This is a genomic window from Cobetia sp. 4B, assembly GCF_018831605.1.
Lineage (GTDB): Bacteria > Pseudomonadota > Gammaproteobacteria > Pseudomonadales > Halomonadaceae > Cobetia > Cobetia amphilecti.
Map to the genome: position 1 here is coordinate 2,518,923 of NZ_CP059843.1, position 13,797 is coordinate 2,532,719.

Below are 13,797 nucleotides of genomic sequence, written 5' to 3' on the forward strand. Positions count from 1 at the left end.
GCGCATATCCAAAACTGCTTACCCAGTCCGGATAGTCTTTTGGGGTCCTTGCCATTCACAGGAGCTCAGCATCGGCCTCTTCAACGCGTCACCTCATCCCCGCATCACGTTGCCAGCCATGACAATAACAACATCAGGACTCGCACAATGACCCATCACTCGCCCTCTGCACAGCCTGTTTCTGGGCAGCCCGTGTCTGAACAGTCCGTTCATGGACAGCTCGTCTCAGAACAACAGAACGCGCAATCCGCTGACGACATCTGCGGACTGGGGTCCTCGGTCTCCGGCAAGGAGCAGTACCTGACCTCGATCGCGACCGTCTGCGTGATCGCGCTGCTGATCGCTGCCGCCGCCCTGTTTCCCGAAGGATTTCTGGCCAGTCTCGACCTGATCAAGGGCTCGGTGATCGGCAACTTCGGCTTCCTGTTCACCTGGCCGGCCTTTGCCGTCTCGCTGATTCTGGTTGCGGTCTGCTTTACCCCGCTGGGCAAGCTACGCTTCGGCGAAGGCGACCCTGAATTCCATACCCTGAGCTGGATGGGCATGCTGTTCGCCACCGGCATGGGCATCGGCCTGCTCACCTGGGGCGTGCTGGAACCCAAATATCACACCGATGCCGGCCTCAGCACCGATATGGCGCTGCTCAACGCCTTCAATCACTGGGGTCTGCTCGCCTGGGCCGGTTATCTGGCCATCGGCGCGCTCTTCGCCCACGCCATGTACAACATGAAGATGGCCAAGCCCGCCGAAGAACTGCTGGGCAACGGCCTGTGGAGCAAGCTGAACCTGATCAGCCTCGTCGTTTCCACCGTCATCGGCCTGTCGCTGTCCTTCACCTACGCCACCACCCCGATCCAGCAGGGGCTGGTCAAGCTGGTCGGCATCGAGTTCAGCCCGACCCTGATCATCTGCGTGCTGGCCGTGTGCGCCATCATCTCCTCCGCCTCGGGCCTCAAGCGCGGCATCAAGTGGCTGAGCAACTACAACACCCTGTTCGCGATCATCCTGATGCTCGGCGTGCTGGTGCTGACCGTGCCCGGCGATATCCTCTCCACCTTCGTGCGCCTGGTGCCGGAATACCTGCTCAAGTACCCCGCGATGGCCACCGATATCGGCCTGGGCGATCCGGAGCGCAAGACATGGCTGGCAGACTGGCTATATGCCTTCGAGGCGGCATGGTATGGCTGGTTCATCTTCACCGGCGTCTTCATCGCCCGCATTTCCAAGGGCCGCACCCTGCGTGGCATGGTGCTGGGCGTGATGCTGGTGCCGACCCTGTTCTCGTGCCTGTGGTTCGTGGTCTTCGGGCTCGGCAGCCTGAGTCTGGGCGTCGATGACGTGTTCAAGCTGATCGACACCATCGACAGCAGCGGCCTGCTGTCCCTGATCCTGACGCTCAACATCCTGCTGTTCTTCATCACCAGCGCCGACTCCGCGGGCCTGGTGTGCGAGATGCTGACCGTCAAACGCTCACGCGCCTTCTGGATCGTCTCCATGGCGGCCCTGGCCGTCGTGGTCAGCTGGCTGGGCGGCGATGTCTACAAGACCCTGCTGAGCCTGATCTCGGTCGCCGCCATCCCGGTCGCCTTCGGCATCTTCGCGCTGGTGATCGCCTTCGTGATCCGCGTACGCCGTGATCGAGCCACCCGCGCCGTCCCGGCACCGGCGCCACTCACCCAGCGCTGAACCGCCATGGCGTGAGAGGCGTTGCAGCGTGTACCGACGCGATGCATGACAACGCAATCTGTCCAACGCGATCTATCCAACGCAATCTGTCCAAAACAACGGCCCTGCCCTCGAATGAGGTGCAGGGCCGTGTCACGTCTGATGAACACCTTTTTTCGCTACCCGCCACGAACGACACGTCTTGCGCCTTCGCCGCATTGACAGTCCATCAGCACACACTGATAGGCTGAAATGACTGGCAGAACGCTGGATTTTCAGCGCTTCATGCTGGCAAGACATCAAACATCCACAAGCCTTGCTGGCGTTTGTATTGCTGACAAGGCCATGCGGACATCGACATTGCGCTCAGGCATGTGCCGAGTGCCATCCGATGCAAGGTGAAGCAAGTGCCTTGCCATGCGGAAGATCGTCTTGCCCAGCGCCTGCCTCAAGTCGTCACCCAACAATCACAATGACGTAGACAGGTAATGACATGTCCCCGACTTCCCAGCAGGATCATGGGCAGCAGAACGCTGCTCACCCGCCCAATGACGCCTCACACGCAGCGCCTGACTCCCCTTCGCTGACATTCCGCTTCGGTGCCTGGGGCGCCGCCATCCCGTTGATCTTCTTTGTCGTCTGGGCAATCACGACCAGCGTGATGGGGCTGTCCTCTGAAATCGGCCTGGTCATGGGGGCACTGTTCGGGCTGACCCTCGGCCTGTTCTTCTGCACCAGTCGCTGGGAGGACTATGCCAACGGGCTGTTCGATGGGCTGACGCAGCCCATCGGGGTGGTCGCCATCGTCGCCTGGTTCTATGCCGGGATGTTCGCTCAGGTTCTGCAGGTCGGGGGACTGGTCGAAGGGCTTGTCTGGCTGGGCGGCATCTCGGACATGACCGGCGGCTGGTTCGTCGGGCTCACCTTCCTGCTCGCAGCCGTGTTCTCGACCGCTGTCGGTACTGGTTACGGCACCACGGTCGCCTTCTGCACGCTGATGTATCCGGCCGGCATCGCGGTGGGCGGTGACCCCACCCTGCTGTTTGCCGCAATTCTGTCCGGTGCCATCTTCGGCGATAACCTGGCCCCGGTGTCGGACACCACCATCGTCTCCGCCACGACCCAGGGCGCGGATGTCCCCGGCGTGGTGAAAAGCCGCTTCAAGTACTCGATTGCGGCAGCCTTGCCGGCACTGGCGTTGTTCGTGATCTTCGGCGGCAGCGAGCAAGGCGGCATCACCGACCCCGCGGCGGTTCAATCGATGCAGGAGGCCGCCGATCCAGCGGGCCTGATCATGCTGGCGCCCTTTGCACTGGTGCTGATATTGGCACTGCGTGGGCAACACCTGCTGACCTCTCTGACCTGGGGCATCCTGCTCGCCATTCCTGTCATGCTGATCGCCGGCACCGGCAGCCTGCCACAGATCATCGCCTTCGATGCCGAGGCCGATGGCGTCATGACTGGTGCATTGGTTCGCGGCGTCGAAGGTTACGTCAACATGGGCATCCTGATCCTGCTGATCGTCGGTGCCGCCCACCTGATGACCCTCGGCGGCACCATGGAGCATGTCACGCGCCTGCTGATGCGCTGGATCAAGCAATCGATGCGCCGCGCCGAAGTGGCCATCTGGGGCATCGTGGCGCTGCTCAACAGCGCCATCACCATCAATACCGCCGCTGAGATCGCGGCCGCGCCCTTCGTGCGTGCGCTGGGCACCCGCTACCGCATCCATCGCTATCGCCGCGCCAACATGCTGGACGCCGTGACCTCTGCGCTGGGCTACATCTTCCCTTGGGGTGCACCGGTACTGCTGGGCTGGTCGACGATCCAGTCCATGCAGGGCACCTATGATTGGCTGCCCTCCGTCTCACCGACCGCCGTCTTCCCGTTTGTCTTCCAGGGCTGGTTCCTCGTGGCCATCATGCTGCTGGCCGCCGTCACCAGCTGGGGACTGACCTTTGAAGACGAGGATGGCAACGAACTCAAGGAGCGTCCGGTCAGCTGAGCGCACGATCCGCACCACACCGCTGACAGACCCCGACTACGCTGAAAGCCTGTGCCATCACGTTTCCCGCAGGCGTTCAGCGTCCATCGGAAGCGAACAGGACCACGACAGACAGGAGCGACGCATGCCAGCCAGTTTCCACGACCACCTCAGCCGTCAGATCAATGAGCTGCATGAAGAAGGTCTCTACAAGCAGGAGCGCGAGATCACCTCGCCCCAGCGTGCCAGCCTGCGGGTCGCGGGCGGGGGTGAACACGAGAGGCAAGGGTCGGAGGTGATCAACTTCTGCGCCAACAACTATCTGGGCCTGGCCGATAGCCCCGAGCTGATCGCGGCCGCGCAACAGGCGCTGGAGCGTGACGGCTTCGGCATGGCCTCGGTGCGCTTCATCTGCGGCACTCATCATCAGCATCGCGTGCTGGAAAAACGCCTTGCGGCCTTTCTCGGCATGGACGATGCCATCCTCTATTCCTCGTGTTTCGACGCCAATGGCGGCCTGTTCGAGACACTCTTCGGCCCTGAAGACGCCATCATTTCCGATGCGCTCAATCACGCCTCCATCATCGATGGCGTGCGCCTGTGCAAGGCAAGCCGCTATCGCTATGCCAACAATGACATGCGCGAACTCGAGGCCCGCCTCCAGCAAGCGGACGCCGCCGGTGCACGCTTCAAGCTGATTGCCACCGACGGTGTCTTCTCGATGGATGGCGTGATCGCCAATCTCAAGGGCATCTGCGAGCTCGCCAGGCGCTACGACGCGCTGGTGATGGTGGATGACTCCCACGCCACCGGCTTCGTGGGGGCCAACGGGCGTGGCAGCCACGAATACCATGACGTGATGGATCAGATCGACATCATCACCACGACCTTCGGCAAGGCACTGGGCGGTGCCTCGGGCGGCGTGACGGCAGCGCGCGGGCCCATCATCGAGTGGCTGCGCCAGCGCTCGCGGCCCTATCTGTTCTCCAACTCGCTGGCACCGCCCATCGTGGCGGCGACCCTCAAGGCGCTGGACAAGGTCGAGGACAGCGCCGAGGCGCGCCATCAACTGTGGGAGAACGTCGAACGCTTTCGTCGTGGCATGCAGGAGGCCGGCTTCACCCTAGCGGGTGCCGGTCACGCCATCATTCCGGTGATGATCGGCGATGCACGCCTGGCGGGCGACTTCGCCAATCGCCTGCTGGAGGCCGGCATCTACGTGATCGGTTTTTCCTATCCGGTGGTGCCCAAGGGACAGGCGCGCATTCGCACCCAGATCTCGGCGGCGCATACTCCGGAGCAGATCGAGACGGCCATTGCCGCCTTTACGCGTATCGGGGGCGAGATGGGCGTGATCAACTCCACGACGGGAGGTGATGCATGAAGGCGCTGGCCAAGCTCAAGGCCGAACCCGGCATCTGGATGACCGAGACGGCCGTACCGGAAATCGGCCATAACGATGTGCTGATCAAGATCCGCAAGACCGCGATCTGCGGCACGGACATGCACATCTATCAGTGGGATGAGTGGTCGCAGGGGACCGTGCCCGTGCCGATGGTCACCGGTCATGAGTATGCGGGGGAGATCGTCGCGCTGGGCAGCGAGGTGCGCGGCTACGAGATCGGCGACCGTGTCTCGGGCGAAGGGCACATCACCTGCGGCCATTGCCGCAACTGCCGCGCGGGGCGTCGCCATCTGTGTCGCAATACCGAGGGCGTGGGCGTCAACCGCCCCGGCGCCTTCGCCGAATATCTCGCCCTGCCCGCCTACAACCTCTTCAAGTTGCCGGATGAGATCAGCGATGACCTGGCGGCCATCTTCGACCCCTTCGGCAATGCCGTGCATACGGCGCTGGCGTTCGATGTGGTCGGCGAGGACGTGTTGATCACCGGCGCCGGGCCCATCGGCATCATGGCGGCAGCGGTCATCCGCCATATCGGGGCTCGCCACGTGGTGATCACCGACGTGAATGACTATCGACTGGCACTGGCCGAGCAGATGGGCGCGACCCGCACCGTCAATGTCAGCCGCGAATCCCTGCAGGAGGTGATGGCGGAGCTCGACATGCATGAGGGCTTCGATGTGGTGCTGGAAATGTCCGGCGTGCCCTCCGCCGTCGAGCAGATGCTCGATGTCATCAATCATGGCGGCAAGATCGCCATGCTGGGTATTCCGCCCGGCGAGATGGCCATCGACTGGACCAAGGTCATCTTCAAGGGCCTCACCATCAAGGGCATCTATGGCCGCGAGATGTTCGAGACCTGGTACAAGATGGCCAGCCTGATCCAGTCAGGGCTGGATCTCTCGCCCATCATCACCCATCGCCTGGGCGTCGCAGACTTTCAGCAGGGCTTCGAGATCATGGGCTCCGGTCAGTCGGGCAAGGTGGTGCTCGACTGGGGCTGAGGGCGCTTGCGCGATTCAGTCTCCACGCAAGTCAGTCGCCGGCGCGCGCGGCAACAGCCCGAAGGCCTCGCCCATGCCGGGGGCGGCAAGGCGCTCGAGGAACCATTTGAGCGCCTTGCCCTGACGACCACTGCGCCACGCGAGCGAGAGATCGATCGGCGCGCGCGCCGTCTCCAGCTGCAGCAGTGCCAGACTGCCCTCCTCCAGCTGGCGATGGATCCGATGGCGCGGCAGATAGCCGACTCCCAGCCCCTTGCGCTGGACCTCGATCTTCTGCGCCGTGGTCTTGACGATGATCTGGCTGCGGCCATCCAGCAAGCCGGAAGAATGGCCGGGCAGACTGCGCGAACTGTCCGCCACGATCACGGTGGGATACTCCTGCAGCGCCTCGATGGCAATCGGCTGCGCCAGCCGGGTCAGCGGATGATCTGCCGCCACAGCGAAGACCGGTTCTATTGCGCCGAACCGCCGGCACGCAAGACCCGACACCGGTGGCTCGCCGGGCGCGCCGATCACCAGATCACAGCGATTGTCATGCAGCGCATCCCAAGCACCCGCCATCACCTCCTCGCTCAACACCACCCGCGTGCGCGGCTGGATGGCCTGGAATTCCTCCAACAGCGGATAGAGCGCCTCCGGATCAAGAATGGTATCGACGCAGATGCGCAGCTCGACCTCCCAGCCCGCTCCCGCCTGACGCGCCAGCGCCGTCATCTCCTCGGTGGCCAGCAGAATGCGCCGTCCATGCGCCAGCACCAAGTGGCCCGCATCGGTCAGCTCGGCCTTGCGCCGCGAGCGATCGAACAGCGGCACGCCCAGCTCTTCCTCCAGCTTCTGGACCGAATAGGAAATCGCCGAGGGCACGCGATGCAGCGTCTCGGCGGCCGCGGCGAAACTGCCACGCCGCTCGATGGCATCCAGCACGCGCAGGGCGTCGAGTGTGATGGGTGAGACCATGATTCAAAAATTCTGATCATTGAGACCAGAATCCTCCGTTATTTTTTTGATAAGCCCCATTCTATAGTAGCTCCATCGATCAAAGACACTGATCTGAAAAACCTCATATCCTCTGATCAATGGAGCCACACATGTTCAAGTCTGCCCTCTCTCGCCTGATGACCACCGATTCCAGCCTCGCAAGCCTGGTGCTGCGGGTCCCGACCGGCATCATCTTCATGGCCCACGGCTCACAGAAACTGTTCGGCGCCTTCGGCGGCTACGGCCTGGAAGGCACCGGTCAGTGGATGGCCTCCATCGGCATCGAACCCGGCTACCTGATGGCGCTGCTGTCCGGCAGCGGCGAGTTCTTCGGCGGACTGGCGATCCTGATCGGCCTGCTGACACGTCCGGCGGCTGCCGTGCTGGCCTTCACCATGCTGGTCGCCATCCTGACCGTGCATATCGGCAATGGTCTGTTCGCGAGCAACAACGGTTACGAATATGCGCTGGCACTACTGACCATCGCGGCGAGCCTGGTGATCACCGGCGGCGGCAAGCTGTCACTCGACCGTCTGCTGAGCCCGGCCAGGCACGATTCATAAGCCTGCTGAAGGCTGGCTATTCATCACTCAATGCGCGCCCGCACAGTCTCAGGAGGTTGCCATGCTCACGTTACGTCCCGGCAATGCGCGCGGCCATGCCAGGTTCGCCTGGCTGGAGAGCCGCCACAGTTTCTCCTTCGCCAGCTACTACGACCCGGCTCACATGGGCGTCTCCGTGCTGCGCGTGATCAACGATGACCGCGTGGCGCCGGGCGCAGGTTTCGATCCGCACTCGCACAGTGACATGGAAATCATCAGCTATGTGCTGTCAGGCAGCATCGAGCACCGCGACAGCATGGGCTCACGGCACACCCTGGGGGTCGGCGAAGTCCAGCTGATGAGTGCCGGGACGGGCATCGAGCACAGTGAGTACAACGCCTCGTCGCGCGAGCCACTGCGCTTTCTGCAGATCTGGATCACGCCACAGGCCAAGGGGCTGCCGCCGCGCTATCAGCAGCAGCCCTTCGCCGCCCGCGACGGCCTGACCCTGTTGATCGCACCACCGGCGCAAGCCGCGCCTGGGGTGCTGACCATCAATCAGGATGCCCGGATGTATCGCATCGGCCTGCAAGGGGATGACGAGCAGCGCACAGCACTGGAACTGCCGCTGGACAGCGAGCGCCGCTACTATCTGCACGTGATCGACGGGACCACGCGCTTGAGCACGAGTGATGCGCAAGGTGTCTCGCTGGGCGCAGGCGACGCCGTGACGCTGGATCAAGCATCACGGCTCGCGCTGAGCGAGGCCCACCGGCTGCATGCCCTGCTGTTCGACCTGCCCGCCTGAGCCGTTGATGCTGATCTGTGCCTGATCGCCAAAAATGACGCCGCCTCCCTGCCCAATTGATACGGGTGAGGAAGCGGCGTCTTTCTGTCTGTCATTGCCAGCACGCAGCGGCTCACAAAGCGCTCCACAGAACGACACAGGGAGCGATTGCCGAAGTGACTCACGGAAGGATTCACGGCGCGATTCATTGAACGACGCAACCCGCACAAAGTCACATGCTAGAGTAAGGCCTGCAGCGCAGGGTATGAGGCTGGCAGCCATTGCCGACACCTTCAGATGACGGAGACAGCGCCATGACGAATGAGACCATCATCGCCGCCGAGCCGCCTGAGACACTCAGGCTGCCAGCACCGGATCCACTAGCGCAGACGGGCGATGGCAGCCGTCCACACCAGGAGGCCCTCGACGCCCATACCGAGGACTACTCGGAGGCCGGCTTCTGGCGCAAGATGAGCGGCGCCGCCAGAAAGGCCGGCAAGCGTGTGCTCAACCCCGCATTTCGCATGTATTTCGCCGCCCAGGACCCCGATACGCCTCTCTGGGCGCGCACCACCATCTATGGGGCGCTGGGCTATTTCATCTCACCCATCGACGGTCTGCCCGATTTCACGCCACTGCTTGGCTACACCGATGACCTGACGCTGATGGCGGGTGCCGTCGCCATCGTCGCCGCGCATATCAAGCCGGAACATTCCGCGCGCGCGGAGACGACACTCAAGCGCTGGTTCGATTGAGCTGGCGCCTCTTGCGAGTCTTCACATATACAAATGCAACAATATTCAACAAAAGTTAACAATGGTTGAAAGGCGTTGTCTGGCCTGTGTTTAGCCTTGTGACATGCGCATGTTACGGTGAGCGACAACTTCGCCACGCCCGAGAATTCGTCTTATGCCCGTCACTCGAATGCCCATGCCATTGATGAAACTCGCTAGCGCGGGCATTGCCCTCATGGTGATGGCCGGCTGTGTGTCGCGCGCGCAGATCGATGTCCCGAAGGTGACGCCGGTGGAGGCGCAGGCCTACCAGCACAAGGTGTTCTATTCCGACGTCTATTACAGTCAGCCACAGGCCAACCTGTTTTCCGGCGCAGCCCAACAGGCCATGCAACCACTGGGCAACATCAAGCTGTCGCGCGCCTGTTCACCGGCAATGACCCACTTCAATCAATTGCTGCGTGAGCAACTGCCCGCGTCTTCGCGCATCACCCATGATGCACGCGCCAGCGACTACCGCCTGCAAGTGGAAATCCAGGCCCATGAGAATCGTGGCCCTGTATATCTTGATTACCTGATCGCCCAGAACCTGACCAAGAATCTGCTGACCTTCGGTGTCGCCAATGAAGATTTCGATATCATTGCCGATTTCGATGTCCAGTATCGTCTCTACGACAAGAACGAGCAGTTGCTGTTCAGCAAGGATTACGCCGTTCAGGACTCCGTGCCGCACCAGGCAGGCAACTTCGACTTCGGTGATCGCATCTTCCTGCCGGCCCAGAACATGATGAAGAAATACCTGCTGCTGACGATGAATGACTTCTTCGTCAACGCCAGCCGCCCGAGCCCTGAACTTGCCGCCGTGCTCAGCGATAGCTGACAGCGAGGCAGATCCAGCACGCACTGGCATCACTCGACTTCATACACGTCACAACACGACAACGCCTCGCCAGCCATGCTGACGAGGCGTTGTCGTGTTGCAGGCCCCTTCATCCCTTCGCTATTGCCATCGAGACTTGCGCATCGTGTATCGCGCGGCATTCATCACGATCGCGAGCAGAATGAAGACATCAGTTCAGGACTCACAAGGCGTCATTGACTTGTCTGTTCCGTCTGCTTCGCCTGCGCGTCTCTTGAGGTGTCCTTGCGCAAGCCTAGCGGCATGCGCAGCAACACATCGGGGCGATTCTGCGCCAGGCTCAGCACCGTGATCGCGAGCAGAATCAGCACCATGCCACCTATCTGCATGGCATCCAGCCCCTGTCCCAGAATCAACAGGCCGTACAGGGTGGCAGTGATCGGCTCGATCATGGCGACGATGGAGGCGACCGAGGGCAAGCTATGGCGCAGCCCGGCAATATAGCAATAGAAGGACAGGCCACCGCCCACCAGCCCGAACAGGATGAAGACCCACCACTCATCGGCGAAGGGCACCGCAATTGCCTGCCCCATGTCCGTGAACGGCACCATGATCAAGGTGCTCAAGCCCAGCGCGATGGCCAGGATGCCCGGCACACTGCCATGCCGCGAAGCGGACTTGAAGGCAAAGATGAACACGGCATAAGACACGCCTGCCAACAAGCCAAAGGCGATGCCGAGTGGGGTGACAGAGGCAGAGCCGGATTGCAGCACGCCTGTCAGCAATACGATGCCGATCATCACCACCACGATCGATCCCAACTTGGTCGGCGTCGGTTTCTCGACCCGCGCCAGGAAAGAGGCGATATAGACAAAGATGGGCGCGCTGTACATCAGCGTGGCAGCCACCGCGACGCTGCTTTCATTGACGCTCTTGAAATAGAACATGAAATTGCCGGCGACACCCAGCCCCGCCAGCAATGACCACCCCAACAGACCACGCGTGGAGTCGGCCGGGCGCTTGTGATAGCCCAGCAGAAACATCCAGCCCAGCATGCAGATGAACCCCACCATGGCGCGCCAGAACGAAATGACTTCGGCCTGCCAGCCCCACGACATCAACTGACTTCCCAGCCCACCGGTAATCCCCCACTGGAGGGCTGCCAGAATGACCAATAACGTGCCCCATTGTGCCATGCGCTCTCCATAGACGTGATTGATTGAGGAAAGACAGCGTAACAAGACACGCCCGGAGCCTGTAAATATACACAGCCGGCTTATTTGTACTTTCTTTTATTTAAATGGTATCCAATTGTTATTCTCAATCAGCCAACGAAAGTTAAACTTGAATACCTGTCGCCAATGCATGACAGACATGACGGCTACTAGTGACTTGTCACTGAATCGTGCGCGACTTCTTGAATAATCAGTGGATATATCCTTGCCTGAGCAGGCCTTGATTTCGCCCATCATCTCGAGACAATGACGACCACCAGAAAGAGGGGATTCACGCAAGACAACAAGGCGTGAGCCGCCCTTATGGCGCGCAAGACACCCCCACCCGACCATCTTCTTGTTCGCCATTCCTCCTTCTATTGGGGCGCTTGGGGGAAGTGAAGCGCGTGGCATGCAGATGTCATTGGCCGGACACCCTTCCTGTCACGCTCAGAAAGCAGACGCCTCTCACCCGGTAAACTGCCGCCTTTTAGTCTAATAAACTGACCTGCTGCGCGTGATGAGTGGGCTGCGGCACCTCACAGAGGCGTTGACTATCAATGAGTTGGCGCAAATAAACCTCGTGATCATCACTGGTAATACCAGATGACCTCAAGTAGCAGAAACAAATGGACTCTCTTACCTTGAGCTAGCGTCAGGTGCGACATAACCACGCACCCACCAACAACAAAGTCTTATAAAACGACGTTCGCCACGCAACATGGGGCGCCACGCAACATAGGGAGAGTGCTGCACATGAATCAGTCGCTATTGGCACTATTGGCCTTTGTGCCATTGCTGCTCGCCGGGGTGCTGTTGATCGGCTTTCGCATGGCCGCCCGCCTCGCCATGCCCATCGTCTTCGTAGTCACTGCACTGATCGCCCTGCTGGCCTGGGACATGACCTTCTCTCGTGTCCTGGCCTCGTCACTCCAAGGGCTGATACTGACGGTCGCGATCCTGTGGATCATCTTCGGCGCCCTGCTGCTGCTCAATACCCTCAAGCATTCCGGCGGCATTGCCGCGATACGCAACGGCTTCTCCGGCATCAGCCCGGACCGCCGCGTACAGGCCATCATCGTCGCCTGGCTGTTCGGCTGCTTCATCGAAGGTGCCTCCGGCTTCGGCACCCCTGCCGCCGTCGCCGCCCCCTTGATGGTAGCGCTGGGCTTCCCGGCCCTGGCGGCGGTCGTGGTGGGCATGATGGTGCAATCGACGCCGGTCTCCTTCGGTGCGGTCGGCACGCCCATTGTGGTCGGGGTCTCCGGTGGCCTCGACAAGGCCGGTGTCAGCGAGACACTGGCCGCGAATGGCTCGAGCTGGGAGGCCTACTTCCAGCTGGTGACCTCTGAGGTCGCCATCACCCACGGCATCATCGGGATCTGCATGCCGTTGATCATGGTCGCGGTGATGGTACGCTTCTTCGGCGCCAATCGCTCCTGGCGTGAAGGGCTGGAGGTCGCGCCCTTCGCGCTGTTCGCCGGCGTCTGCTTCGTGGTGCCTTACGTATTGGCCGGCATGCTGCTGGGGCCGGAGTTCCCGTCGATGATCGGCGCCATGGTGGGGCTCGCCATCGTGGTACCCGCGGCGCGCAAGGGCTTCCTGCTGCCCAGCCGGACCTGGGACTTCCCGAACGCAGACAGCTGGCCCGCGGAGTGGATCGGCAAGCTGGACATGACACTTGAGCCCGTCGAGGGCCGCAAGCCGCTCTCGGTCGGCATGGGGTGGTTGCCGTATGTGCTGCTCGCGGTGCTGCTGGTGATGTCGCGCGTCATCGCGCCGATCAAGGAGGCGCTGACCTCATGGAGCTTCGGCTGGAGCGGCATTCTCGGGGAGGCTGACATCTCCGGCAGCCTGCAGCCCTTGTACCTGCCCGGCGGTATTCTGGTGGTCGTGGTACTGCTGACCATCCTGCTGCACCGCATGCGCATGCGAGACGTCAGTGCTGCCGTCAGCGAATCCAGCCGCACCATCCTCGGCGCAGGCTTCGTGCTGCTGTTCACGATTCCGATGGTGCGCATCCTGATCAACTCCGGCGTCAACGAGGCGGATCTGGTGTCGATGCCGGTGGCGATGGCACAGTTCATCGCCGATAGCGTGGGCGATATCTACCCGCTGTTCGCGCCGAGTGTCGGCGCCCTCGGGGCCTTCATCGCCGGCTCCAACACCGTCTCCAACCTGATGCTGGCCGATTTCCAGTTCAACGTCGCCCAGGCTCTGGGCATCTCCAGCGCCATGATGGTCGCCCTCCAGGCGGTCGGCGCGGCTGCCGGCAACATGATCGCCATCCACAACGTGGTGGCCGCCTCGGCCACCGTCGGCCTCCTGGGTCGCGAAGGCGTCACGCTTCGCAAGACGATCCTGCCGACCCTCTACTACGTGATCTTCGCTGGCATCATCGGCATGATCGCCTTCCACGGCCTGGGCGTGATCGACGGCTTGATGAGCTGACAACACGCCTCGTATCACTCTGGCAAACGCCAGCAGGCCCGCATTGTGTGCGGGCCTGCTGTCGTGTAGAGATCATCAACAGAATATTGAATGTGTTTACTCCAGGGGCCTGTTTATCAACAAGGCACGGCGTAATAAATTGCCCAACATCGCCGAAACGGCAGCCTTCATGTCGCA

At 61.7% G+C, this 13,797-nt stretch carries 11 protein-coding genes; 9 read left to right on the forward strand and 2 right to left on the reverse strand.

Annotation, left to right across the window (positions count from 1 at the left end):
• Nucleotides 1-192 precede the first annotated feature (192 nt).
• From H2O77_RS10515 to tdh, 4 genes are all read left to right on the forward strand, one after another.
• Complete coding sequence (locus tag H2O77_RS10515) at nt 193-1,686, forward strand: BCCT family transporter (protein WP_240548572.1); 1,494 nt, start codon at nt 193-195, stop codon at nt 1,684-1,686.
• A gap of 472 nt (nt 1,687-2,158) precedes the next feature.
• Nucleotides 2,159-3,670 (forward strand): Na+/H+ antiporter NhaC family protein, encoded by a 1,512-nt coding sequence (locus H2O77_RS10520; protein ID WP_215822980.1) that lies wholly within the window; start codon nt 2,159-2,161, stop codon nt 3,668-3,670.
• A 124-nt stretch (nt 3,671-3,794) separates the two neighbouring features.
• A complete protein-coding gene (locus H2O77_RS10525) occupies nt 3,795-5,033 on the forward strand; it encodes a glycine C-acetyltransferase (protein ID WP_215822981.1) in 1,239 nt (412 codons plus the stop codon).
• Entirely contained in the window at nt 5,030-6,055 is a 1,026-nt protein-coding gene (gene tdh / locus H2O77_RS10530) for an L-threonine 3-dehydrogenase (protein WP_215822982.1), read from the forward strand. The genes H2O77_RS10525 and tdh overlap by 4 nt, the downstream gene beginning before the upstream one ends.
• Nucleotides 6,056-6,070: 15 nt before the next feature.
• Here the strand turns inward: tdh and H2O77_RS10535 are convergent, their stop codons facing one another.
• Entirely contained in the window at nt 6,071-7,012 is a 942-nt protein-coding gene (locus tag H2O77_RS10535) for a LysR substrate-binding domain-containing protein (RefSeq protein WP_215822983.1), read from the reverse strand.
• A 131-nt stretch (nt 7,013-7,143) separates the two neighbouring features.
• Between H2O77_RS10535 and H2O77_RS10540 the strand changes: the two genes are divergently transcribed.
• The 4 genes from H2O77_RS10540 (at nt 7,144) to H2O77_RS10555 (ending at nt 9,976) form a co-directional block, all read left to right on the forward strand.
• Entirely contained in the window at nt 7,144-7,596 is a 453-nt protein-coding gene (locus tag H2O77_RS10540; RefSeq protein ID WP_131432257.1) for a DoxX family protein, read from the forward strand.
• 61 nt (nt 7,597-7,657) lie between these two features.
• The gene (locus tag H2O77_RS10545) at nt 7,658-8,383 is read left to right on the forward strand and encodes a pirin family protein (protein WP_215822984.1); all 726 of its coding nucleotides are present in this window, start codon (nt 7,658-7,660) and stop codon (nt 8,381-8,383) included.
• A gap of 293 nt (nt 8,384-8,676) precedes the next feature.
• The gene (locus tag H2O77_RS10550) at nt 8,677-9,117 is read left to right on the forward strand and encodes a YkvA family protein (protein WP_215822985.1); all 441 of its coding nucleotides are present in this window, start codon (nt 8,677-8,679) and stop codon (nt 9,115-9,117) included.
• 175 nt (nt 9,118-9,292) lie between these two features.
• Nucleotides 9,293-9,976, forward strand: coding sequence for a hypothetical protein (locus H2O77_RS10555; RefSeq protein WP_192839265.1), 684 nt, complete (start codon nt 9,293-9,295; stop codon nt 9,974-9,976).
• 212 nt (nt 9,977-10,188) lie between these two features.
• Here the strand turns inward: H2O77_RS10555 and H2O77_RS10560 are convergent, their stop codons facing one another.
• On the reverse strand, nt 10,189-11,151 hold the full coding sequence (locus H2O77_RS10560) for a DMT family transporter (RefSeq protein WP_215822986.1): 963 nt from the start codon (nt 11,149-11,151) through the stop codon (nt 10,189-10,191).
• 774 nt (nt 11,152-11,925) lie between these two features.
• Here H2O77_RS10560 and H2O77_RS10565 point away from each other — a divergent pair.
• Nucleotides 11,926-13,620: an L-lactate permease gene (locus H2O77_RS10565; protein WP_215822987.1), complete on the forward strand. Its 1,695-nt coding sequence runs from the start codon at nt 11,926-11,928 to the stop codon at nt 13,618-13,620.
• Nucleotides 13,621-13,797 lie beyond the last annotated feature (177 nt).

What these genes read in the sequence shown, in the direction of transcription:
- H2O77_RS10520 (WP_215822980.1), top strand. Translation starts at nt 2,159, where the DNA reads ATGTCCCCGACTTCCCAGCAGGATCATGGGCAGCAGAACGCTGCTCAC.
- H2O77_RS10525 (WP_215822981.1), top strand. Translation starts at nt 3,795, where the DNA reads ATGCCAGCCAGTTTCCACGACCACCTCAGCCGTCAGATCAATGAGCTG.
- tdh (WP_215822982.1), top strand. Translation starts at nt 5,030, where the DNA reads ATGAAGGCGCTGGCCAAGCTCAAGGCCGAACCCGGCATCTGGATGACC.
- H2O77_RS10535 (WP_215822983.1), bottom strand. Translation starts at nt 7,012, where the DNA reads ATGGTCTCACCCATCACACTCGACGCCCTGCGCGTGCTGGATGCCATC.
- H2O77_RS10540 (WP_131432257.1), top strand. Translation starts at nt 7,144, where the DNA reads ATGTTCAAGTCTGCCCTCTCTCGCCTGATGACCACCGATTCCAGCCTC.
- H2O77_RS10545 (WP_215822984.1), top strand. Translation starts at nt 7,658, where the DNA reads ATGCTCACGTTACGTCCCGGCAATGCGCGCGGCCATGCCAGGTTCGCC.
- H2O77_RS10550 (WP_215822985.1), top strand. Translation starts at nt 8,677, where the DNA reads ATGACGAATGAGACCATCATCGCCGCCGAGCCGCCTGAGACACTCAGG.
- H2O77_RS10555 (WP_192839265.1), top strand. Translation starts at nt 9,293, where the DNA reads ATGCCATTGATGAAACTCGCTAGCGCGGGCATTGCCCTCATGGTGATG.
- H2O77_RS10560 (WP_215822986.1), bottom strand. Translation starts at nt 11,151, where the DNA reads ATGGCACAATGGGGCACGTTATTGGTCATTCTGGCAGCCCTCCAGTGG.
- H2O77_RS10565 (WP_215822987.1), top strand. Translation starts at nt 11,926, where the DNA reads ATGAATCAGTCGCTATTGGCACTATTGGCCTTTGTGCCATTGCTGCTC.